This window comes from Pandoraea sp., assembly GCF_041919235.1.
In the GTDB taxonomy this organism is placed as follows: domain Bacteria; phylum Pseudomonadota; class Gammaproteobacteria; order Burkholderiales; family Burkholderiaceae; genus Pandoraea.
This window is the reverse complement of record NZ_JAYRUC010000018.1, coordinates 20,632-42,308: the sequence shown is the minus strand read 5'-3', so window position 1 is coordinate 42,308 and position 21,677 is coordinate 20,632. Positions and strand designations below refer to the sequence as shown.

Annotated in this window: 20 protein-coding genes; 7 read left to right on the top strand and 13 right to left on the bottom strand. The window is 64.8% G+C overall.

Translation table 11 applies throughout. The features are described 5' to 3' along the window. Nucleotides 1-11: 11 nt before the first annotated feature. From ACE3UG_RS15340 to ACE3UG_RS15330, 3 genes are all read right to left on the bottom strand, one after another. The gene (locus ACE3UG_RS15340) at nucleotides 12-497 is read right to left on the bottom strand and encodes an OmpA family protein (protein ID WP_374625343.1); all 486 of its coding nucleotides are present in this window, start codon (nucleotides 495-497) and stop codon (nucleotides 12-14) included. A gap of 174 nt (nucleotides 498-671) precedes the next feature. Further along, complete coding sequence (locus tag ACE3UG_RS15335) at nucleotides 672-1,874, bottom strand: diguanylate cyclase domain-containing protein (protein ID WP_374625489.1); 1,203 nt, start codon at nucleotides 1,872-1,874, stop codon at nucleotides 672-674. Between the two features lie 176 nt (nucleotides 1,875-2,050). Beyond that, entirely contained in the window at nucleotides 2,051-2,725 is a 675-nt protein-coding gene (locus ACE3UG_RS15330) for a YfiR family protein (RefSeq protein ID WP_374625341.1), read from the bottom strand. A gap of 454 nt (nucleotides 2,726-3,179) precedes the next feature. Between ACE3UG_RS15330 and ACE3UG_RS15325 the strand changes: the two genes are divergently transcribed. The 3 genes from ACE3UG_RS15325 (at nucleotide 3,180) to ACE3UG_RS15315 (ending at nucleotide 7,189) form a co-directional block, all read left to right on the top strand. Then, on the top strand, nucleotides 3,180-4,901 hold the full coding sequence (locus ACE3UG_RS15325) for a putative bifunctional diguanylate cyclase/phosphodiesterase (protein WP_374625339.1): 1,722 nt from the start codon (nucleotides 3,180-3,182) through the stop codon (nucleotides 4,899-4,901). A gap of 316 nt (nucleotides 4,902-5,217) precedes the next feature. Then, nucleotides 5,218-6,324, top strand: coding sequence for an S-(hydroxymethyl)glutathione dehydrogenase/class III alcohol dehydrogenase (locus tag ACE3UG_RS15320; RefSeq protein ID WP_374625337.1), 1,107 nt, complete (start codon nucleotides 5,218-5,220; stop codon nucleotides 6,322-6,324). A 172-nt stretch (nucleotides 6,325-6,496) separates the two neighbouring features. Further along, nucleotides 6,497-7,189, top strand: coding sequence for an SH3 domain-containing protein (locus tag ACE3UG_RS15315; RefSeq protein ID WP_374625335.1), 693 nt, complete (start codon nucleotides 6,497-6,499; stop codon nucleotides 7,187-7,189). A gap of 152 nt (nucleotides 7,190-7,341) precedes the next feature. Here ACE3UG_RS15315 and ACE3UG_RS15310 read toward each other — a convergent pair whose 3' ends face one another. Continuing rightward, entirely contained in the window at nucleotides 7,342-7,644 is a 303-nt protein-coding gene (locus ACE3UG_RS15310; RefSeq protein WP_374625333.1) for a hypothetical protein, read from the bottom strand. Nucleotides 7,645-7,863: 219 nt separating this feature from the next. Between ACE3UG_RS15310 and ACE3UG_RS15305 the strand changes: the two genes are divergently transcribed. Both ACE3UG_RS15305 and kefC read left to right on the top strand, forming a co-directional pair. Beyond that, complete coding sequence (locus ACE3UG_RS15305; RefSeq protein WP_374625331.1) at nucleotides 7,864-8,604, top strand: NAD(P)H-dependent oxidoreductase; 741 nt, start codon at nucleotides 7,864-7,866, stop codon at nucleotides 8,602-8,604. Beyond that, entirely contained in the window at nucleotides 8,604-10,517 is a 1,914-nt protein-coding gene (gene kefC, locus ACE3UG_RS15300) for a glutathione-regulated potassium-efflux system protein KefC (RefSeq protein ID WP_374625329.1), read from the top strand. The genes ACE3UG_RS15305 and kefC overlap by 1 nt, the downstream gene beginning before the upstream one ends. Nucleotides 10,518-10,531: 14 nt before the next feature. Here the strand turns inward: kefC and ACE3UG_RS15295 are convergent, their stop codons facing one another. From ACE3UG_RS15295 to ACE3UG_RS15260, 8 genes are all read right to left on the bottom strand, one after another. Continuing rightward, nucleotides 10,532-10,957, bottom strand: a complete 426-nt coding sequence (locus ACE3UG_RS15295) for a hypothetical protein (RefSeq protein WP_374625327.1) — start codon at nucleotides 10,955-10,957, stop codon at nucleotides 10,532-10,534. 288 nt (nucleotides 10,958-11,245) lie between these two features. Beyond that, complete coding sequence (locus tag ACE3UG_RS15290; RefSeq protein WP_374625325.1) at nucleotides 11,246-11,653, bottom strand: DUF4148 domain-containing protein; 408 nt, start codon at nucleotides 11,651-11,653, stop codon at nucleotides 11,246-11,248. A gap of 234 nt (nucleotides 11,654-11,887) precedes the next feature. After that, nucleotides 11,888-12,835, bottom strand: a complete 948-nt coding sequence (locus ACE3UG_RS15285) for an SRPBCC family protein (RefSeq protein WP_374625323.1) — start codon at nucleotides 12,833-12,835, stop codon at nucleotides 11,888-11,890. Continuing rightward, nucleotides 12,819-13,175: an ArsR/SmtB family transcription factor gene (locus ACE3UG_RS15280; RefSeq protein WP_374625321.1), complete on the bottom strand. Its 357-nt coding sequence runs from the start codon at nucleotides 13,173-13,175 to the stop codon at nucleotides 12,819-12,821. The genes ACE3UG_RS15285 and ACE3UG_RS15280 overlap by 17 nt, the downstream gene beginning before the upstream one ends. A 54-nt stretch (nucleotides 13,176-13,229) precedes the next feature. Continuing rightward, on the bottom strand, nucleotides 13,230-14,141 hold the full coding sequence (locus ACE3UG_RS15275) for a bestrophin family protein (RefSeq protein ID WP_374625319.1): 912 nt from the start codon (nucleotides 14,139-14,141) through the stop codon (nucleotides 13,230-13,232). Between the two features lie 204 nt (nucleotides 14,142-14,345). Further along, on the bottom strand, nucleotides 14,346-15,275 hold the full coding sequence (gene mmsB, locus ACE3UG_RS15270) for a 3-hydroxyisobutyrate dehydrogenase (protein WP_374625317.1): 930 nt from the start codon (nucleotides 15,273-15,275) through the stop codon (nucleotides 14,346-14,348). Nucleotides 15,276-15,307: 32 nt separating this feature from the next. Next, a complete protein-coding gene (locus tag ACE3UG_RS15265; protein WP_374625315.1) occupies nucleotides 15,308-16,807 on the bottom strand; it encodes a CoA-acylating methylmalonate-semialdehyde dehydrogenase in 1,500 nt (499 codons plus the stop codon). Nucleotides 16,808-16,973: 166 nt separating this feature from the next. Beyond that, nucleotides 16,974-18,212 carry an ABC transporter substrate-binding protein gene (locus ACE3UG_RS15260; RefSeq protein ID WP_374625313.1) on the bottom strand — a complete coding sequence of 413 codons (1,239 nt, stop codon included), beginning with the start codon at nucleotides 18,210-18,212 and terminating at the stop codon, nucleotides 16,974-16,976. 141 nt (nucleotides 18,213-18,353) lie between these two features. Between ACE3UG_RS15260 and ACE3UG_RS15255 the strand changes: the two genes are divergently transcribed. Next, nucleotides 18,354-19,331, top strand: coding sequence for a LysR family transcriptional regulator (locus tag ACE3UG_RS15255; RefSeq protein WP_374625311.1), 978 nt, complete (start codon nucleotides 18,354-18,356; stop codon nucleotides 19,329-19,331). On the opposite strand, the gene ACE3UG_RS15250 is transcribed toward ACE3UG_RS15255, so the two are convergent. Further along, nucleotides 19,332-20,312, bottom strand: a complete 981-nt coding sequence (locus tag ACE3UG_RS15250) for a LysR family transcriptional regulator (RefSeq protein WP_374625309.1) — start codon at nucleotides 20,310-20,312, stop codon at nucleotides 19,332-19,334. It lies immediately after the preceding gene. A gap of 98 nt (nucleotides 20,313-20,410) precedes the next feature. Here ACE3UG_RS15250 and ACE3UG_RS15245 point away from each other — a divergent pair, with 98 nt between their 5' ends. Beyond that, complete coding sequence (locus tag ACE3UG_RS15245) at nucleotides 20,411-21,667, top strand: MFS transporter (RefSeq protein WP_374625307.1); 1,257 nt, start codon at nucleotides 20,411-20,413, stop codon at nucleotides 21,665-21,667. Nucleotides 21,668-21,677 lie beyond the last annotated feature (10 nt).

Genomic DNA, 21,677 nt, shown 5'->3' with positions numbered 1-21,677 from the left:
ATACTCAACGCTCAGCGCGTCGAAATCACGATGGCGACGCGCCGGTTCTGCGCGCGACCAGCGGCCGTGCTGTTATCGGCGACCGGATTGCGCTTGCCCGCACCGATCGTCTGAATCCCCGCGCGCTGCATACCCGCGTCGACCAGCACACTGGCTACGGCCTCGGCACGGTGGGCCGAGAGCTGCTCGTTGTACGTATCGCTGCCCACGGAATCCGTATAGCCGTAGACGCGGACCTCGTTCAGGCCGACCTTCGTCAGCGTGCGGCCAATGCGTGTCACCGTCTGTCGCGCACCGTCACGCAGCACGGACTCGCCGCTATCGAACAGCACTGTGTCGGACATCCCGAACTCCCAGCCCTCGTCGGTCTGAACGAAGCCTTCCGACTTCAGGGCCGCGACCTGCTCGGCCGTCAGGCCGTGAACCGGCGTGGTCTGGCAGCCAGCCAGCGCTCCGAAGCCCAGCAAGCAGACAAGCCACAGGAAGTTGCGGGCCAATCGTTTCCCTCGGGCGACCGCGCAAACGGCGCGGGCCGCGAATCCGCGGGGCGCGGCAGGTGAAGGCGAGTCGTGTGTGTCAACAGCGAAGTCCAAGGCAAATCCCCAAGGCGGTGTGTAATCCAGTCGTCAATTATGCTTATGTTGTTTTTGTGTTCGGTGCCGCGCGCGCCCTCAACGCTCGGGGCTTTCCGCAACGTGCCAGGTGCCGACGCCGGCACGCTTGGCCTGATACATTGCCGCGTCCGCCATGCGCAGCAGCGTGGCAGCGTCATCGGCATGCGTCGGGTACAGCGCCACACCGATGCTCATCGACGTGACAAGCTCGCCCCCATCGGGCAGCGGCACCGGCTTTTCCATCGCCGCGAGCAGACTCTGCGCGAGACGCACGGCATTCGACGTTTGCCGCACCCCCGGCAGCATCACGGCGAACTCATCGCCGCCAAGACGCGCCACCAGGTCGCCCTCGCGCAACGGCTGGCGCAGACGCTCGGCAATGGCAACGAGCACCGCATCGCCTGCACCATGGCCGAGTTGATCGTTAATTTCCTTGAAGCGGTCGCTGTCAAGATAAAGCAGCGCGACGTGGGTGTCCATCTCACGCGCGTCGGCCAGCGCCTGCATGAGTCGCGATTCGAAGTACGCCCGGTTCGGCAGCCCCGTCAATCGATCGTGATTGGCCTGATGCGCGAGCGTGGCGTTCTGTGCACGCAGATGATTCTGCCAGCCCTCGAATTCGTCGAGCAGCGCGTTGAAGTCGTCGCCCAGCTCCTTCAGTTCGGCCAGCGGCGTGGCCGCCACGCGCTGATGAAACGCCCGCTCGCGACGCACCGCATGGGCCACTTCCGCCAGCGCGCGCAGCGGTTTGACGATATCGCGGTGCATTCGCTTGGCGAGCAGGTTCGCCACGGCGAACGTCACTAACAAGCAGGCGAGCACACCACCTATCCCGCTCAGCAGGAATACGAAGAACTGATGTCCCTGCCCTTGAACATCGATCCGCCCGACGACCTTTCCGTCATGACGAATCGGCATCGTCACGGGTCCGGACAACGCGAAGTCCGCAACCGCACGCTCGACCTGCGCCAGGGTGCCGCCGTCGGGACGGCGCCACAGTGCAAACTGGGCATTGTTCGCATCGAACACGCGCACCTCGACGAGATCCTCGTCGCTTGCGATGAGCGCAATGGCCTCCTGAGCCGCCGCACGGTCACCGAACACGACCGCCGCTTCCGTGGTGTAGGCGAGCGAGCGCCCGATCAACTGCAAATTGTTCTCGGCATACGCGCGCAAGGCGAGCCACGCCACGAGCGAAAGCGAGACGGCCGCGAGTACAACCGCCGAGACGGCCAGACGCAAGTGGGTACGGCGCAACATTCTCTGCAACGACGGCCGGCGCGGCCCCACCGGCGCCTGCAACGTGACGGGCTGGGCCGCGAGCGGCGACGCACGGCCGCCTTCGGCAGACGGGTCGGCCGCGAGATGGGGGGTCAAAAGACCGGATGTGGACGTGGAACCGTGAGGCATGTCGGGAGGTGGGGGGTATTGATCCTTCATGGTGTCCCCGGCTTTCGCGCCAGCTTCAGCACGTTGGGGTGGACACGTACACCACTGCGCGCGACGGTGTCGAGGTTGATGTCGAAAGTCACCCGATCGGCATCGACATTCAGGCAGAACATCATGCCGAGCGTGCACGAGTCGTTTCGCTCACTGATGGTCAACAAGGGGTGACCGGCGATGTTCGCCAGCAATTGCCGGCGTTCGGTGTCGCTCACGGCACCGAGATATAACGCGTCACACAAGGCGCCGATGGCAGGTTCATCGACGCTCACCCGCTGTGCCTCGACCGGCAAGCCGGTGCTCGGCAACGGTCCGGCGAGCAGATCGCCCGCATAGTCGGTATTGCCGCTTACGCACAGGCGCACTTTGGCCGGCGAGGTCGGCCAGCGGGTGAAGCTGATGATGCCGAGTACCACCTGCCGCACGTTGGCGTCGCGTGCGTTGAGTGCTGCGCTCGCCTGCGGCGGCTGCGGCGGCTGCGGCGATTGCGACGACTGCGGCTGCGGCTGCGACTGCGGCTGCGGCGGTTGCGCCAGCGCGTTGCCAAGCGTGGCCCACCCAACGAACAACAGGCCGAGCGCCAGACGTGCGAACGAACGATAAGGCGTCCGACGTTCCCGCCAGAGGCCCTGTACCATGCCACGCTTCGATGTCCAGACGCTATGCAACGCTATTTTCCTTTTGCCGAAATGTCTGTGGTGGCGCGGACTCGGCACAATGCCTGACCGGCATTGTGCGCAAGGCGCCGCTTGAGTCATGCCATTAGCGTCACGCCGCATGATACCGAAGTGATCGGTCTCAGGCCATACGAACGCGCAGGGTCGAGCGCCGCCACCGCCTGTGCTTCGCCCGCCCTTGCGGGAAACGTTCGTGACGCGCGTTCGGTAGATTGCAAGTCGTAGCATGCGCGTGCCGGCACGTTTTCGGAACCCCTTCGCCCCCCACGTTTTCCCTTGCCCACGCACGCTCGGGACGTGGCAGAATGGTACGCATAACCACTTGAAAATCAAAAGAAATTTGACGATCCGATCGCTCGATTTTCGAGATAAAAATCGTGACGTCAGGGAGGTATTGCATGATGGTCCTGAATACCGGCCAGGCCGGCTTTCGGGAGGCTCGGGCGTGAACGACCCTGTGCCTCGTCGGGTGCCCGACGTTCAAGCCGAGTTGAGCCGTGCCGCGCTCGACAGCGCGCCCTATGCCATGTTCGTGTGTACGGACGACGGCATGCTCGAACGCATGAACGCTGCCTTCACGCGTCTGACGGGCTATCGGCCAGACGATCTGCTGGGCAAGCGCAGCTTCCTTTCGTTGCTCGACCCGTCGGAGCTCGCGCGTCGTCGCCTGCCCGCGTTGGCCAGTCTTTCGGCCACCGAAGTCGTGCCGTATGACGATGAATGGCATCTGCTTACCCACCTGCGCAGTTGGCTGCCGGTGCGGCTAGCGCTGTCGTGCGTCGAGCATGCGCCGGGCGAGCGCCGCTGGGTGGGCATCGTGCTCGACCTCTCGCAACAGGTGCAGGTGGCGTCTCAGCTTTGGTACGTCACGCATCACGACCCGGTCACGCGTCTGCCCAACCACACGTTGCTCAACGAGCGGCTCGAACTGGCGATCCATCGCTGCGCGCGTCAGCAGACAGGACTGACGGTTTTGCTGGTCGAACTCGATCATCTGCGCAAACTGCGCAGCACGTTCGGCCCGCCGGCCGCAGAGTTGGCGCTGCGCATTGCCGCCGAGCGCCTGCGCGAAGCCAGCGGCCCCGAAGACGCGCTCGCGTGCCTCGGCGGCAGTCGGTTCGTCATCGTCACCAATGAAACGGGCGACGGCGCGCGTCTGCTGGCCGCGCGGCTTCAGGCGCGGCTCGCCCAATGGGTCGACGTCGAGCAGAATTCCGTTGCACTCGACGCGAGCATCGGTGCGGTCAGCTACCCCGATCACGGCAACACCCCCGAGACCCTCCTGCGCCGCGCCCACATCGCACTCGGCATCGCGAGCGCCGCCGGGGGCGGGCTGCGCTTCTTCAGCAGCGAGATGGATTCGCAGACGCGTCGGCGCAACGAACTCGAGAGTCTGTTGCGCGTCGCGGTGCATGAACAGGCGCATTCGCAACTGCATCTCGTGTATCAGCCGCAGGTCAGTTTGTCGGACGGCGAAATTCGCCACGCTGAGACGCTTCTGCGTTGGCGTCATCCGGCGCTGGGCGCCATCGGTCCGGCAGAGTTCGTGCCGATTGCGGAAACCTCGGGACTGATACTGCCACTGGGCGAATGGGTCTTGCAGACGGCCTGCCGCGAAGCGAGCCGTCTCCTGCGGCGATGCGGTCATCTGCCCCGTATCTCCGTGAATGTCTCGGCACAGCAGTTCGCCCGGCAGGACGTCGCCGGCATGGTTGAGCGTGCCCTGAACGCGAATGCGCTGGAACCGCGCCATCTGGAGATCGAGATCACGGAAACCGTGCTGCTCGGCGATTCGAGCGCGGCCGTCGGATGCCTGCGCTCGCTGCACGACATGGGCGTGGAGATCGCCGTCGACGACTTCGGCACGGGCTATGCCAGCCTTGCCTATCTCACGCGTTTCCCCGTCAATCGACTGAAGGTCGACCAGACGTTCGTGCGCGACATGCTCATGCATGCCCCCAGCCACGCCATCGTGAGCGCGGTCATCGCCATGGCGCACTCGCTCGGCCTGCGCGTGACGGCCGAGGGCGTGGAGACGCAGGCCCAGGCACAGCGACTCACCGAGCTGGGCTGCGACGAAGCGCAGGGCTACTGGTTCGCACGGCCCGTCGACATGCATGGCTTCTATCACATCGTGGCGCCGCTTGGCAGCAACGGCAGACGCTGACGCATGCACTAGCGCCGCACTGAATGACTCGGTCGACGCTCTGCCCTCCGTGCGCCGGGTCGGGGCCTTGTCGTCCAAGGCCGACATTCGATTCGCTCATCGCCCCCAAGCCGTGCCGACGCAAACCGCCCTGACCGTTTCGCTCGGCCGGGGATCGCGGAGTGTCGAGTGCCCGCCCCCGCAGCATAGTTGTCGCACCCAGCTTCACCTATTTCCGCTGGCCGGGTATGTCAAGACTCGCGTGCGGCGTTGGAACGCGGTAAGGTACGTCGCGAAGGGACTCCCCCGAAACGACGTTGCCACGAGGATTATCGCCATGAAGACCAAAGCCGCCATTGCCTGGGAAGCAGGCAAACCCCTGACCATCGAAGAGGTCGATCTGGAAGGGCCGCGCGCCGGCGAGGTGCTGATCGAAGTCAAGGCCACCGGCATCTGCCATACGGATTACTACACACTCTCCGGCGCCGATCCGGAAGGCATCTTCCCCGCCATCCTCGGCCACGAGGGCGCGGGCGTGGTCGTCGACGTCGGTCCGGGCGTCACCACCGTGAAGAAGGACGATCATGTCATTCCGCTTTACACGCCCGAATGCCGTCAGTGCAAGTTCTGCCTGTCTCGCAAGACCAATCTGTGCCAGGCGATTCGAAGCACGCAAGGCCGCGGCCTGATGCCGGACGCCACATCGCGCTTCTCGATCGACGGCAAACCCATCTTCCATTACATGGGCACGTCGACGTTCTCGAACTACATCGTCGTGCCGGAAATCGCCGTCGCCAAGGTGCGCTCGGACGCCCCCTTCGACAAGCTCTGCTACATCGGCTGCGGGGTGACGACCGGCGTGGGCGCCGTCGTCTATTCGGCGAAGGTCGAAGCGGGCGCGAATGTCGTGGTGTTCGGTCTCGGCGGCATCGGCCTGAATGTGATCCAGGGCGCGAAGATGGTGGGGGCCGACAAGATCATCGGTGTCGACATCAACCCGGGTCGCGTGGCGCTCGCCAAGAAGTTCGGCATGACGCACTTCATCAACCCCAACGAGGTCGAAAACGTCGTCGACGCCATTGTGCAACTGACCGACGGCGGCGCCGACTACTCGTTCGAGTGCATCGGCAACGTGACGACCATGCGTCAGGCGCTCGAGTGCTGCCACAAGGGCTGGGGCCAGTCGTTCATCATCGGTGTGGCCGCTGCGGGCCAGGAGATCAGCACGCGTCCGTTCCAACTGGTGACCGGCCGTGAGTGGAAGGGGTCGGCGTTCGGCGGCGCACGCGGTCGCACCGATGTGCCGAAGATCGTCGACTGGTACATGGAAGGCAAGATCAACATCGACGACCTCATCACGCACACGCTGCGCCTCGATCAGATCAACGAAGGCTTCGATCTGATGAAACGCGGCGAGTCGATTCGCTCGGTCGTGCTGTACTGACGTTTTGTAACGCGCGTTACACGGAAGAACACTGCGGCCCCGATTTGTTACGCGTGAGCGCAAACCATCCGGCCGTGCAGCCGGTCGAACCCACATGCAGGTGTGGATGCGCCGTGCTACCCGAGCGGCAGGCTGACCGGGTTCGTCGCATCGTCATGACAAGGAGACGAAGATGAACAAATGGACTTTGCCGCTCGTGCTCGCGGGCGCAACGACACTGGTGGCACTGCCGGAGGCGGCGTCGGCACAGTCGGGGCAGGCGGTAATCAATGCGCCTGCCAACGTGCGGGCCGGTCCGGCGACCGATTACCCGATCGTCGCCCAAGCGGGGGCGGGCATGCCGGTGGCGGTCTACGGTTGCCTGTCCAACTACGCGTGGTGCGACGTCGGCCTGCCCGGTACACGCGGCTGGGTCTACGCGGCGCTCCTCAGCTATCCCTATCAGGGCAATCCTGTGCCGGTGCTGAACTACGGCACGATGATCGGGCTACCGATCGTGACGTTCTCCATCGGTGCGTATTGGGGCAACCATTACCGCAATCGCCCGTGGTATCACGATCAGCGTTACTGGCATCGCCCGCCACCAGGGCCGCGTCCGCCATCCTGGGGCGGGCCGGGACGCCCGCCGGGGTACGCTCCAGGGCCCGGGCCCCGCCCGCCCGGCGGCCACTACCCCGGCCCAGGCCCACGTCCGCCGGGACAGGGCGCAGGCCCGAGTCCGCGTCCCCCCGGACATGGCGCAGGTCACAGGCCAGGGCCGCGCCCCCCGGATCATGGCGCCGCCCCTCGCCCACCGGGCGGCGGGCATGGCGGAGGGCACGGTGGACGCCCGGCAGGCGGCGGCCCGGGTGGGCCGAACCGCTGACGCTCCGGGCCGCATGCGACACCCCGTCACCCATTCGCGACGCGGCGGCCTGCCTGTCGCCCTGCCGCATTCGGTATGTGCCACCTCGCGCCCTGGCGCCAGCGCGCGGACTGCAGAACGATGCTCTCGATGCGTCGGCGCTCGGTCCGGGGTCAGCCGAAATTGCGATTGAGCCACACCGCGCCGTAGCCGAGCGCGAACATCGTGAGCAAGAGCGGCACCGAGATGCGCAGCACCTGAATGGCCAGCGGACGCGGCGGCAAGTCGCCGTCCTGCGGCATGCGCCCCGCTTCGCGCAAGGCGCCGGTGCACAGCGCCGCCGCCACCACGCTCACGAAGACCCAGAACGTCTGGTTGTAGAGCAACGCGACGAGCAATAGCGCGAGCGCAACGTTGCGGCCGTGATAGATCAGATTGACGGTCGTTCGAAAGGCTTGCGGCGGCATGTCGGTCAAGCGCGGGCGCGTGCATGGAGGCCACACCGGCGCGAAGGTTCTTGTCAACTTCCGTCTGACCTGCGGCATGCCGGGCGGCGCGCCGTGGCCCTCGGAGAATCTGGGCAAAGCTTAACCAGACTTAACGGCTTTCGCTACCGCAGTCTTTAACCCGGGATCGCGCGCGGGCGCCCATCGCGGCAATGTCGGACGTCAAATGAATGCGGTATCCTCACCCGCATGACTGCCCCCGCTACCTCCCGTCTGTCCACCGCTTCCGAGGACACCGATGCCGCCATGCGCGACAGCGCGCCGAGGCGTGCGATCTATGTCATCGTGGCGCATCCGCGCTGGCGCGATTCGCGCGTCAACCGTCGGCTGCTCGACGCCGCTCGCAATATCGCCGATGTGGACGTCAACGATCTGTATTCCACCTACCCCGACTTCAGCATCGATGTCGCCGCCGAACAACGGCGCGTGGCGCGCGCCGACCTGCTCGTGCTCGTCCATCCGATCTATTGGTACAGCATGCCGCCGCTGCAGAAGCTCTGGCTCGACGAAGTGCTGACCTGGGGCTGGGCTTACGGCCACGACGGCCACGCGTTGGCGAACAAGGACTTCTGGCTGGTGGCAAGCACCGGCGGGCCGCAAGACAGCTATCGTCCCGAGGGCTACAACCAGCATTACTTCTCGGCGTTTCTGCCCGCCTACGAGCAGACGGCGCACCTGTGCAGCATGCGGTTCCTGCCGCCACACGTGTTCCATGGTGCGCGTCACGGCAACCATGCCGCGCTCGACGCGCACGTGAGCGAGTTTGCGGGCCGGTTGGCGACGTACCCGCAATGGCCTGAGCTGATCTCCATGGCCGACGCGCTCGAGTGCGAGGAGATTCCGGTCACGGATCGTCCGCGTTGCGCGACGGGTATCGCGGACATGGCTACCGACGGCACCACGAACGCCAGTGCAGAGAGGGCCACCTGATGGAACACGTACCGGCCTGGTTGCTGGCCAGCCTGATTTACCTCGCGGCCGCCGTGATTGTCGTGCCACTGTCTCGTGCACTGGGACTCGGCGCGATCATCGGCTACCTCGCCGCCGGGATTGCCATCGGCCCATGGGGACTCGGTCTCGTCTCGCGAGTGGAGGACGTACTGCACTTCGCAGAATTCGGCGTGGTATTGATGCTCTTTCTGGTCGGTCTCGAACTGGAGCCGCGACGCCTGTGGAACCTGCGACGGCCGATCTTCGGGTGGGGCTCGGCACAGGTCATCGGCTGCGCGGTGCTGCTCTTCGCCGCAGGCGTCGCGCTGGGCGCATCGTGGCGCATCGCACTCGTGGCGGCCCTCGGTCTTGCTCTCTCGTCAACCGCGATCGCTTTACAGGTGATGGCCGAGCGCAATCTGCTCGGCACGCCGAGCGGTCAGGCCGGCTTCTCGATCCTGCTGTTCCAGGACGTGGCCGCCATCCCGATCCTCGCGCTGTTGCCCTTGCTGGCCAATTCGGTCGACAGCCATGTGATGACCGGCACGGAACGCGCGCTCGAAGGTCTGAAGATCGTGGGCGTGATTGCGGCCATCATCCTCGGCGGACGACTTGCGCTACGGCCGCTGCTGCGCTGGATCGCCAACAGCCGCACCCCCGAGATTTTCACGGCGGCAGCGCTGTTGCTCGTGGTCGCCATCGCAGCGTTGATGCAATGGGTCGGCCTGTCGATGGCGCTCGGCGCGTTCCTCGCTGGGGTATTGCTCGCCGAGAGCGAATACCGGCGCGAGTTGGAAACCGACATCGAGCCGTTCAAGGGTTTGCTGCTCGGCCTGTTCTTCATTGCAGTCGGCATGAGCATCGACTTCGGCGTGCTGCTCGCGCAGCCGCTGCGCATGCTCGCGGTCGTTGTCGGCTTCATGGCGCTGAAGGGACTGGTCATCTATGGCGTGTCCCGGCTGATGCAACTGCCTTATCAGGAACGGCCGATCTTCACGCTGCTGCTCGCGCAGGGCGGCGAATTCGCCTTCGTGGTCTTTCAGTCGGCGGGGCCGCAAGTGTTGCCGCCCGCAGTCTCGTCGTTCCTGATCGGCGCCGTCGCGCTCTCGATGCTGATTTCGCCCCTGCTGCTCGTGGCGATCGACAAATGGCTGCTGCCGCGCTACAGCCTGAAGGGGTCGCCCCGCATGGACGAGATTGCCGAGCCGCAGTCGGCCAATGTCGTGATCTGCGGTTTCGGACGTTACGGGCAAATCGTCGGCCGCACGCTCGTGCCGCAGGGCGTATCGGTGACCGTGCTCGATCACGACCCCGACACCATCGAGAGCCTGCGCCAATTCGGTTTTCGCGTGTTCTATGGCGACGCAACGCGGCTCGATCTGCTGCGCATCGCCGGCGTGGCGCATGCCCGCGCCGTTGTCGTTGCCGTGGACGACGTCGATCAGTCGCTGGAGATCGTCGACCTGTTGCGCGAGCACTTCCCGGACGTGCCTATCGTGGCGCGGGCGCGCAACGTCGGCCATTTGTTCCAGCTTCGCGAGCGCGGCGTGCAGCACATTGAGCGGGAAGTTTTCGAGTCGTCATTGCGAAGTGCGCGCTCGGTGCTCGAAGCATTGGGCTGGCCGGCGGCCGAAGCGAGAGAGGCGGCCATGGCATTCCGGCGCGCCAATCTGCAACTGACCGACGAAATGTACCCCGCCTACCAGGATCGCAACAAGGTCATCGCCACGGCCAAGGAAGGGCGTCGTCAATTTGAAGAACAAATGGCACGCGAGCGCGAGCAACGTCATGCACAGAGGCAGGTCACGTTCGGCTGGGACGGCGAGCGGGCGCCCGACGCGACGTCCGCCCCGGCCGGTGCGCCGGCGTCACACGCGCCGGATATGCGCGCGGGCGACGACAGCCGCACCTGAGCGACGGTGCAATATCAGTCGAACGGCTTGAAGCGACCGTCTGCCGGTGCATGGGCATCGGCACGCAAGCGCATTTCGGCGTCGTTACCCGCCAGACCGCGATAGTAAAGATGTACGGCGATGGCCGCCGAGTAACGGCGAATTTCAACGAGCGTGAGATGCGCATGCTCGGCCGACGTGAACATCAGGTAGGGCGACTCTTCTTCAATGAGTCCCGCGACCTGATGCAGGCCGTGGCGGTGTAGCACTTCCGTGAGTTCGTCCCGGCTGCGGTGCGTGGTGGCGTCGGTCGCCGGGTACATCATGCGCAGCAGAACCAGCGGATGCTCGGCGCACGCAATCGACAGCGCCTGCACGACAGCATGACTGTCGAGCGCCGTGGCGAAGGTCTCACCTTCGGGACGATGCTGCGGGAAGAGTTGCTCTAGGGTCAGCGTCATGAGAAGTTCGGTCCAAAAAAGCTGCGTAACGGCAACAGCGGACCTCACAGTTTAGTCAAAGTTGCGTGCGCGATAAACGCCAGGGCTCGATTACTTGCGTTGCTCGCGTCGCAACAATTACCAAATATTTCACACCAGGATCGATGCGTCGCGCACGTCGAAGCGCGACCGCATCGCGCAGCCCCCCCTCGTGAAGAACGGCGCGTTGCCGATGACAGCGACAAAAAAGCCGTCCCGGGCTGCGCGCTCGGGACGGCTTTCGATCTTGCGGCAAGCACCCGCGAACGATCAGCTGCCTTGGGTGACGTTCAGTTCCCCAGCCGCGCGGGCGCGGGCCAGTTCCTGCTTCACAACGGCGCGCGACGTGCTCGGACCCTGCGAGGCGACGATCGGGTAGTCGACGTCGTTTTGCGGCACCAGGCCGTCGGCGCGCGCCTGGGCCAGTTCGGCCTTCACTTCATTGCGGCTCTTGGCCGGACCCGAAGCGACATAGACCGGGTAGTCGGCGTCACCGTTCGGGATCATCCCTTGCGCGCGAGCCTGTGTCAGATCGGCCAATACGGCAGCGCGCGTGAGCGGCTGACCTTGCGCAGCGATCTCGGGATAGTTGTTACCGTTCTCTGCGGCGTGACTGGCAACGGCACCGAGGGAAGCCACGGCGGCGATAAGGGCGATAGCGATGTTCTTGTGGTTCATTTTCCAAACTCCTGTCAGTTGCGACGACTTTGTTTTGAATTGCGCCGTCGATGGAAAGAAGTCTAGATCTGGCCGTCGCGATGAAAAACGCGATATTTGTCGACGAACTATTGCGCGTTTCGATGAGAATCGATCGCACCAAGTCTGTGCATCGAAAACGAGACGAGCGCCGCTACCCTCGGAGAAGCGAGGGTAAAGCGGCGTCGTAGAAGGAAGGAACCTGGACGGAAGCGATCAGTCGGCGAGCGATGCACCGAGGGCGTCGAGCAGGAGTTGGGTGCCGCGCTCGCGCGAGCCCGCATCGTCGTAGCCGTCCAGAAAGGCGCCTTGCTCGGTCATGACGAGATGCGTGCCGCCGTCATGCGCCCGCAGATCGATCGTCGCGAGCGACGCCGAGATCTTGCGGGTATCGAGGTGCATTTCGTAGGCGTAGACGAGCCGCGTATCGGGCACGACGTCGAAATACACGGCGTCGAACGTCGACACCATGCCTCCCGCCCAGCGGCCTTTCACACGCTCGCGACCGCCCGGCCGTGCGTCCATCGATCGCTCCACCACCGTGAGACCGTCGCTTCGGGCGAACCAGCGATCCTTGGCTGCCTGATCGGTCAACGCGCGGAACACCCGTGCGGGCGACGCGGGATACTGCCGCTCGATGCGAAACGTCGAATGCACCACGCTGCGGTGCGTCGGCGCGTCCGCCTCGCGCATGACCTCGCGGGCGAGCTTGTCGAGCGTCTGCGTCCAGCCTGCGGCGGCGCCTTCGGGCATCCGGGCGAAGGCGGGATCGTGCACGGTAAAGCGTTGCTCGATGTCCAGTTGGGTGCCTTGCGCAACCTCCGTAAATCCCGCCGTCGTGAGCGCGCCGAACAGGGCCTGCCCCTTCGCGTCGGTCACTTCCATGGCGATCACGAGACGTTGCGGTGCGTCGATCTCGACGAAGCGCCCGCGAATCCAGTGCGATTCGCCTTCGGGCGACTGCATCCGAAGGTCGAAAGCGCCGCCCACGCGAGCCTCGATCTGCGCCTCCGGCACGGTGTAACCGGTCGGGCAAAACCAGCGCTTCACGGCATCGGCGGTCGTCCAGGCGCGAAACACAGCCTCCCGTGTGGCCGCGTAAGTCCGGCCGACGGTCAACGGACGCGGCTGTGCCGCAGGTTGCCCTTCACTTGCTGTCCTCATGAAGTCCTCCTTCGGGCGGCAGGCTGGCCAGATACTCGCCCAATCGGTCGAGATGACCCTCCCACTCATGACGGCGCTGGTTGATCCATCGCTCGGCAAGGCTCAGCGCCTGGGGTTCGATCCGGCACGTGCGTACACGTCCGGCCTTCTCGGTTCGCACCAGCCCCGCGCTCTCGAGCACAGTCAGGTGCTGCATGACGGCCTGCAACGACATCGCGAGCGGCTGTGCAAGCGCGCTCACCGACGCAGGCCCTTGCGCCAGCCGCACGAGCATCGCGCGGCGTGACGCGTCGGCCAGCGCCTGAAACGTCAGATCGAGGGCGATGTCATGGTCAAGCATATGCTTGAGTATAGACGCTCGGAAAAGTAAAGCAAGAACTTTAGTATAAAAACATCAGGTGATGATGTGATGGTCGCGCGGGCGCACGCGTGCCGTGTGCTGACGATGAAGGACTTCGCGTATCGATTGCTCGATGGTCTCCGACATGACATCGAGCGCGAGGTCGTTCGGCTCCAGCCCGAACGGCTCCTCGATTTCGGCGCTGACCGCTTCGAGTGCGAAGAAGGTGTACGAGATGAAGGCCACGATCACCGGGGTCATCGGGCCGATGGAATCCACCAGGCCGAAGGGGAGCAGCAGGCTGTAGAGATACGTCACACGGTGCAGAATCACGCCGTAGGTGAACGGGATCGGCGTGGTCGCAATCCGTTCGCAACCGCCGATGGCTTCACCGAGACGATCGAGATGCATTTCCATGACCTGGGCGAGCGGCGCCTCGATCTGCCCGCGCAGTCGGCGCTCGCGCAGCCATTCGCCCGCCATGAGCAGGATCATGATCGGCTTGAACTGTTTGCGCGTGAGGCACGCCAAGTCCTCCTTGTCCAGCAGGCGCTCGAAATCCGCACGCGGATCGGTGCCGCGCAACTGATGGCGCATGCTGTGCACGAAGGCGATGAGGTAGGCGACGAAGCGCGGTGAGTCCGAGGTGTCGGACACCAGCGTCATCGACTGACGCGCCAGCGCCCGCGTCTCGTTGAGCACGCTGCCCCAGAGGACTCGGGCTTCCCAATAACGGGCGTAACTCGTGGTGTTGCGAAAACCGAGGAAGATCGCGAGCGTGATCCCGATGAGCGAGAACGGCACGAACGTGAGGGGAATCTTCCATTCGAAGATACGTCCGTGCGCAACGGTGACGGCAATCGAGATGATCGTCGTGAAGATGAGCTGCGGAGCGATCTTGGGCAAGATCGAGCCGCGCACGACGAAGAGCATGCGCAGCCAGTGCAGATTGGGTCGGACGATCATGGCAACAAAGGCGCTCGCAAGCGCGGGAAGACCGGCCGTGGGGGAAGCCGTTGCGCCGGGATCATACGCCCATATTGACGCGTTTGAAATGGTTGCAACCGATTGCAGCATCGGTGCTCGCCGCACGCGCCACAGCATCGACACGCGAATGCACCCGCCGGCCACAAGGCCGACGGGCGATTCGTGGGTCATGCCCAACCGGGATTACTTCACGGCCAATGCCTGCACCAGCGTGACCGGGTCCTGGAAGATGCTCGAGAAGTCGAGCGCCCCATGACCGTTGGCCCGATGCACCTCGAAGACCCGCCGCGCCAGATCGCCAAGCGGGGTTGCCACGCCGCTGGCCTCGGCCGCGCCGTGTGCGAGCCGCAAGTCCTTCGCCATCAGATCGGTCGCAAAGCCGCCGGTGTATCCGCGCGACGACGCCGCATTCTCCATCACGCCCGGGCAAGGGTTATAGACTTCCAGCGTCCAGTTGCGCCCGGAGCTTTGTTGCATGACGGCCGAGAGCACCTTCGGATCGAGCCCGTTGGCAATACCCAGACGCAGCGCCTCGCTGGTACCGGCCATCAGAATGCCTAGCAGCATGTTGTTGCACAGCTTGAGCGTCTGCCCGGCCCCAAGGGGGCCGCCGTGATGGATCGCACGCCCCATCTGGCTCAGCAGCGCTCGCATGCGCTCAACGAGCGCCGCGTCGCCGCCCACCATGAAGGTGAGCGTGCCTGCCGCCGCGCCGGCCGTGCCGCCCGACACCGGCGCGTCGAGCAGCAACGTGCCGGGGCGCGCGAGTTTGGCCAACTGACGGGGGATCTCCGGCGGCACCGTACTGCTGTCGATCAGCACGGCGTCTGTCGCGGCGTTGGCGAGTACGCCGTCCGGGCCGTCATACGCCGCGAGCACATGCTCACCGGCAGGCAGCATCGTGATGACCACCTGCGCATCGCGCACGGCGTCGGCAATCGATGCCGCCGCCTTGCCGCCGATGGCCGCAAGTCGCTCCATCGCCGCACCGGACAAGTCGAAGCCGTGCACCGCATGCCCCGCCCTCACCAGATTGGCCGCCATCGGCCCGCCCATATTGCCGAGTCCGATGAATGCGACACGCAACGTCGCTTGTTGAATTTCCGTCGCCATCGTCTGTCTCCGATATCCGTGGGAAGGGGGCGTTACTTGAGCGTGATGGTGGTATTCACACCCGACGGGCCGGTCCCCCGCGCCTGCCAGCGCGCCGTCACGGTCTTGGTCTGCGTCCAGAACAGAATGGCCTGCTTGCCGTTCGGTCCCAGATCGCCAAGCTTCGAGCCGCGCGAGCCGGTGAAGCTGAACCATGCGACCGGCACCGGAATCGGCAGATTGATCCCGACCTGACCGACATCGATCTCGTTCTGGAATTGGCGCGCCGCCCCGCCGTCCTGGGTGAACAGCGCCACGCCGTTGCCGTTCGGGTTCGCGTTGACGAATGCAATCGCTTCGTCGAGCGTATCGACCCCCGTCATGCACAGCACCGGGCCGAAAATCTCGTCGCGATAGATCGACATATCGGCCGTGACGCCATCGAAAATGGTCGGTCCCACGAAGTTGCCTTCGGGCGCTTCCTTGACCACATGGCCGCGACCGTCGAGCAGCAGCTTCGCGCCCTCTTCCACGCCGGCGCCGATGAGCTTCTCGACGCGCGCGCGCGCCTGTTTCGACACCACCGGGCCGAGATCGGCCTTGCGATCGGTGCCGGGCCCCACCTTGAGCGCACGCGCACGTTCCACCAGCTCGGGCACCCACTCGCGCGCTTCGCCCACGAGCACTGCCACGGACGTTGCCATGCAACGCTGCCCCGCCGCGCCGAACGCGGCGCCCAGCAGGTGATTGATGGCCTGCTCGCGGTCCGCATCCGGCAGGATCACGCAGTGGTTCTTCGCGCCCATCATCGCCTGGCAACGCTTGCCGGCTTCCGACGCACGACGATAGATATGCGTGCCGACGTGCGTCGATCCGATGAACGACACAGCCTTGATGTCCGGGTGATCGCAAATGGCGTTGGCGATATCCGGGCCGCCGTGCACGACATTGAGCACACCCGGCGGCAGACCGGCTTCCAGCGCGAGTTCGGCCAGACGCAGCGATGCACTCGGGTCCTGCTCCGACGGCTTGAGCACGAACGTGTTGCCCGTCGCCACCGCCAGCGGGAACATGAAGCACGGCAGCATCACGGGGAAGTTGAACGCAGTAATCCCCGCGCACACGCCCAACGGTTCGATCAGCGTGTAGACGTCGACACCCCCCGCGGCATTCTGCGCATACTCGCCCAATTGCAGCGAGGCAATCGAGCATGCATGCTCGACGACTTCGAGACCTCGCCCGACTTCACCCTCTGCGTCGGGCAGCGTCTTGCCGTGCTCGCGCGTAATCAGTTCGGCGAGTTCGCCCGTGTGATCGCGCAGCAGTTGCTGGAAGCGCAACATCACCCGCATGCGGCTCGCTTGCGACGTATTGCGCCAACCCTTGTAAGCCGCCTTGGCCGACGCCACGGCGGCTTCGAGTTCCCCGGTCGTCGCAAACGGCACGCGGGCGATGACTTCCTGTGTGGCCGGGTTCACAACGTCGCGCCACTGCGAGGTCTTCGACTCGACACGCTTGCCGTCGATGAGCAGTGGAATGGTAGGCAGGGACATGACAGGCTCTCCAGATTCAAATGAATGCAGGCATTCGGGGCTTGCGCCACTTCGGGTTCGATGAATGACGGGCTGCAGCGAATGGGCACGCAGCACCGCCGGCAATTACAAGATAGACAAGATAGGCAATCGAGGCGACGCCTGCGTCACGGCGATCCCGCGACACTCACTTCGCCGCCGTGCTCGTCTTCACGAGCGGGCACGTCGACTTCGACAACGGCTGAAAGGCCTCCGTCGCAGGCACTGTGGCAACCTTGGTGTAGTAATCCCACGGGCCTTTCGACTCGGCGGGAGACTTCACCCGGAACAAATACATGTCGTGGATCACCCGGCCATCGGGACGGATCGAGGCGTTGTGCATGATCGGGTCGCGAATCGGCATTTCCCGCATTTTTTGCGCAACGACCTTGGCATCCACGCTCTGGGCGGCAGCCACCGCCCGCAGATAATGCAGCACGCTCGAGTACACGCCCGCCTGCACCATCGTCGGCTTCAAGTCCTTGTACCGCTTCTGGAAGCGGGCCGACCAGGCGCGCGAGGCGGCGTCGAGATCCCAGTAGAAGCCGTCGGTAAACATCAGGCCCTGCGCCGTGTTCAAGCCGAGCGCATGCACGTCGGACAGAAATACCAGCAGCGCCGCGAGCGTCTGTCCGCGTTGCACGATGCCGAATTCACGCGCCTGCTTGAGGGCGTTGACCGTGTCCTGCCCACCATTGGCAAGCGCGACGACCTGCGCCTTGGAGCTTTGCGCCTGCAACAGGAACGACGCGTAATCCGACGCATTGAGCGGATGCCGCGACTCGCCCACTACCGTGCCGCCGAGCGCCTTCACGATATCGGACGCATCCTTCTCCAGGGAATGGCCGAACGCGTAGTCGACGGTCAGGAAGTACCAGGATTTGCCGCCGTTACCCACGACGGCGCGCGCGGTCGCCGCCGACTGTGAGTACGTGTCGAACATCCAGTGAAAGCCCGTGGGCGAGCAGTCTTCGTTCGTCAGCCGCGTGGTCGCCGGCCCGGAGAACAGCGTCACGCGGTGCTTGTCCATCGCGAGCTTCTGCACGGCAAGGGCCGCCGCCGAGTTCGTCAGATCGGCAATTGCATCGACATTGTCGCGATCGAACCATTCGCGGGCCTTGTTGGCGGCGATGTCGGCCTTGTTCTGATTGTCGGCCGACACCAGCGCGATTTTCATGCCCTTGCACTCGGCCGCCAGACAGTCGTCGATGGCCATTTGCGCGGCCACGACCGAGCCCGCACCGCCCATCGCCGAATACGGGCCGGACATGTCGGTGAGCACCCCCACCTTCACCGGACGATCCGGCAACTGGGCCATGCCAGCCATCGACGTCAACCCCAAGCCCGCACCGAATCCCAGCGCGAGCAGCCACGGCTTGATCTTCATCGCTTTGTCTCCTTCAGGTCTTTTATGCTTTCGTCGCTACCGTCTATGCGCGGTGCTCATAAATTGTATTTGTGCGAATTTGCTTTACATAGCGAAAATCTGCATCTACTTTGTGCATAAATACACATAGGAGACCGCGCAATGGCTCGCACCGGCGCAGCACGACTCTCAGGCATCGCCGGCGCTTCGGGAGCGGAGCCGCGTCCCGACTGGGACGATCTTCGTTACTTCCTCGAGGTGTCGCGCACGCAGCGCGTGAGCGCGGCGGCGCAGCGTCTGGGCGTCGATCACACAACGGTTTCCCGACGCGTGCGTGCGCTGGAGCAGTCGCTCGGCACGCTGCTGTTCGACAAATCGCGCAACGCAGGCTTCGCGCTTACGCCCGAGGGTCAGCAGCTTCTCGTGTATGCGGAGCAGATGGAGACCGCGCTGCAATCGGCCTGCGAACAGGTCGCGGGACTTGGGCAGACGCTCTCGGGCCATGTGCGCATCGGCTCGACGGAAGCGTTCGGTACGTATTTCGTCACGCCCGTCCTGTCACGCTTTCAACGCGAGTACCCCGCCATCGACTTCGATGTGCTGCCGGTACCGCGCTTCGTGAGCCTCTCGAAGCGCGAAGCCGATCTTGCGATCACCATCGAACGTCCGCAGCGCGGACCATACGTGTGCAGCAAGCTTTGCGACTATCGTCTGCAGTTGTACGCGACACCCGGCTACCTCGCGCAATATGGCAACGTCGCGACGTTCGCGGATCTGGCCGGACGCCGGTTCATCAGCTACGTCGACGAACTCACCTTCAGCAAGGAGCTACGTTATCTGGAGGACATCGTGCCGGGCTGCCACGTCGTGCTGCGCAGCACGAGTGTCATCGCGCAATACCAGGCGGCATTGCAGGGCGAGGCACTGGCGATCCTGCCCTGCTTCATGGCCGCGCAGGACGCCCGCCTGGTGCCGCTACTGGTCGACGATGTGGCCGTTACGCGCAGCTTCTGGATCTATTGCCACGAGGAATTGCGCACGCTCAAGCGAATTACGGTGCTCTGGGATTATCTGCGCGACGCCGCCCAGCGCAACGACGCACTGCTACAGGGTCAATCCGGGCAACTTCGGCTGACGTGATCAGCGAATCTTGCGCTGCTCGGCATCGATGACGGCGGGGATGCCTGCGCGCATCGCTTCGATGAAGCGACGCAGGCGTGCCGGGTAGTACTTCGCGTACGGATAAATGATGTACATGGGCAAGTCCGTCGTGCGCCATTGCGGCACAAGCTGGACAAGACGCCCTTGCGCCACGTCCTCGGCCACCAACCATGCCGAACAGACGCTCACGCCGAGCCCGCGCATTGTGGCACTGCGCAACGCGTAGAGATTGTCGGTACTCATGCGTGGATCGAATGTTATGCGCGCCGCTTCATGCGTTTGCTCATGCGTGAGCGTGAGGTCGTTGCGATAAAAGGTCGTGAGCGCGAGCCACGGCAACGACGCCAGTTCCGAAGGATGCGTGGGTGTCGGCCGTCCACTCAGCAAATCGGGTGACGCCACGACGATGCGCGGCACGTCGGTCAGCGAAATCGCCACGTTCGACGGATCGCGCAGTTCACCCACGTGGATCGCACAGTCGACCCCTTCCGCGATGAAATCCGGCTCGCGGTCGTGCAGGAACCAGTGCACCTTCATGCCGGCATAACGTTCGAGAAAGTCCGCCAGCGGTCCGATCATCATTTCCTGTCCGAACGCATGCGGCACGAGCACACGCAGCGTGCCCTCCGGGTCGTCGCCGGTGCCGCGCAGATCGGCCTCGAATGCCTCCCAGCTCGTGACCAGCTCCTTCGCCCGCGCAAAGCAACGCTCGCCGTCTTCGGTGAGTTTCATGCGGTGCGTCGAGCGCTGGAGCAGCCGAAGCCCCAGCGAGCGCTCGAGCATCTGCAATCGACGGCTGACCGTCGGTTGCGTGGTGCCCAGCAACCCTGCGGCGGCTGACAGACTCCCGGACTCGACGATGCGCACAAACGTCTGCATCAGCTCGACGCGATCGGCGCCGCCGCCCCGGCCGGAGGGCGTATCGGTTGCGAAGGCAGAAGGTTGGGCAGGCTTTGTCATACGCATCACGTATAAAGGTTCTACGGATTATAGGTCTACCGCTGCACCGCACCAAGCGAGACACTACGCCCCGTACCTTCCTACTGGAGCCACACCTCATGAGTTCCGCTCAGATTTCCGATCCGGCCGACACAGTCAACCCGGCGAACGCTACGCAGGCGGCCATCCGGCCTCAGCCCGAGTTGTCTGCCCGGCTGATTCTGCTGTTGGCGACGGGCACTGGCCTGACGGTCGCATCGCTGTACTATGCCCAGCCGATGCTTGGCATCATGACCGACGACATTCACGCGGCCAACACCACCGTCGGCTGGGTGCCGACGCTCACCCAACTCGGCTACGCGCTGGGCATCCTGCTGCTGGTACCGCTTGGCGACATCATCGACCGGCGTCGCATCGTGCTGGTCAAGGGTGCCATTCTCGCGCTCGCGTTGCTGTTGGCGGCAGTCTCGCCCGGCATCGGCACGCTGCTCGCCGCGAGCCTGGCCATCGGTCTGACCGCGACGATGGCGCAGGACATCGTGCCCGCTGCGGCAGCACTCGCGCCCGAGTCGATTCGCGGGCGGGTCGTCGGCACGGTGATGACGGGGTTGTTGCTGGGTATTCTGCTCTCGCGGGTGGTGTCGGGCTTCGTCGCGCAAAACTTCGGCTGGCGAGCGATGTATGTCGTTGCGGCCATCAGCGTGGCCGGCTTCGGCGTGGTGGCATGGCGCGGCCTGCCGTCGTTCCATCCTACGACGCAAATGAGCTATCGCCAGTTGCTCGGCTCGGTGGCCAGCCTGTGGCGCCGTCACCCGGCGCTGCGCCGCGCGGCATTGGCGCAGGGCTTGCTGTCGGTCGGCTTCAGCGCGTTCTGGTCGACGCTCGCCGTGATGCTTCATGATGCACCGTTCCATCTGGGCGCCGCTGCCGCGGGGGCGTTCGGTCTGGCAGGCGCCGCCGGCGCGCTCGGCGCACCGCTGGCGGGACGCATCGCAGATCGCAGAGGCCCGCAGATCGTGACACGCCTCGGCGCAAGCCTGGTCGCCGTCTCCTTCGCAGCGATGCTGTTCGCGCCGATGCTCGGCGCCCACGCCCAACTGTGGTTGATCGGTCTGGCCGCCATCGGCTTCGACCTGGGGGTTCAGGTGGCGCTGGTCTCGCACCAGACCATCGTGTACGGGATCGAACCCGCCGCCCGCAGCCGTCTGAATGCCGTGCTTTTCGTCGGCGTTTTCATCGGCATGTCGATTGGCGCAGCGCTCGGTGCCCAGGCGCTGGCGCACTGGGGCTGGACAGGCGTCGCGTCGCTCGCCACGCTGGCGGCACTTGGCGCCCTTGCCGTGCGGATGTGGCCCGGCACAACTGCGGCACACTGAGTCGCACGCT

Bases quoted from the DNA above. Each gene is read 5' to 3' on its own strand.
- ACE3UG_RS15320 (WP_374625337.1), top strand. From the start codon at position 5,218: ATGAAGACCAAAGCCGCCATTGCCTGGGAAGCAGGCAAACCCCTGACC.
- ACE3UG_RS15280 (WP_374625321.1), bottom strand. From the start codon at position 13,175: ATGCTTGACCATGACATCGCCCTCGATCTGACGTTTCAGGCGCTGGCC.
- ACE3UG_RS15285 (WP_374625323.1), bottom strand. From the start codon at position 12,835: ATGAGGACAGCAAGTGAAGGGCAACCTGCGGCACAGCCGCGTCCGTTG.
- ACE3UG_RS15255 (WP_374625311.1), top strand. From the start codon at position 18,354: ATGGCTCGCACCGGCGCAGCACGACTCTCAGGCATCGCCGGCGCTTCG.
- ACE3UG_RS15275 (WP_374625319.1), bottom strand. From the start codon at position 14,141: ATGATCGTCCGACCCAATCTGCACTGGCTGCGCATGCTCTTCGTCGTG.
- ACE3UG_RS15335 (WP_374625489.1), bottom strand. From the start codon at position 1,874: ATGTTGCGCCGTACCCACTTGCGTCTGGCCGTCTCGGCGGTTGTACTC.
- ACE3UG_RS15305 (WP_374625331.1), top strand. From the start codon at position 7,864: ATGACTGCCCCCGCTACCTCCCGTCTGTCCACCGCTTCCGAGGACACC.
- mmsB (WP_374625317.1), bottom strand. From the start codon at position 15,275: ATGGCGACGGAAATTCAACAAGCGACGTTGCGTGTCGCATTCATCGGA.
- ACE3UG_RS15290 (WP_374625325.1), bottom strand. From the start codon at position 11,653: ATGAACCACAAGAACATCGCTATCGCCCTTATCGCCGCCGTGGCTTCC.
- ACE3UG_RS15250 (WP_374625309.1), bottom strand. From the start codon at position 20,312: ATGACAAAGCCTGCCCAACCTTCTGCCTTCGCAACCGATACGCCCTCC.
- kefC (WP_374625329.1), top strand. From the start codon at position 8,604: ATGGAACACGTACCGGCCTGGTTGCTGGCCAGCCTGATTTACCTCGCG.
- ACE3UG_RS15315 (WP_374625335.1), top strand. From the start codon at position 6,497: ATGAACAAATGGACTTTGCCGCTCGTGCTCGCGGGCGCAACGACACTG.
- ACE3UG_RS15245 (WP_374625307.1), top strand. From the start codon at position 20,411: ATGAGTTCCGCTCAGATTTCCGATCCGGCCGACACAGTCAACCCGGCG.
- ACE3UG_RS15295 (WP_374625327.1), bottom strand. From the start codon at position 10,957: ATGACGCTGACCCTAGAGCAACTCTTCCCGCAGCATCGTCCCGAAGGT.
- ACE3UG_RS15260 (WP_374625313.1), bottom strand. From the start codon at position 18,212: ATGAAGATCAAGCCGTGGCTGCTCGCGCTGGGATTCGGTGCGGGCTTG.
- ACE3UG_RS15265 (WP_374625315.1), bottom strand. From the start codon at position 16,807: ATGTCCCTGCCTACCATTCCACTGCTCATCGACGGCAAGCGTGTCGAG.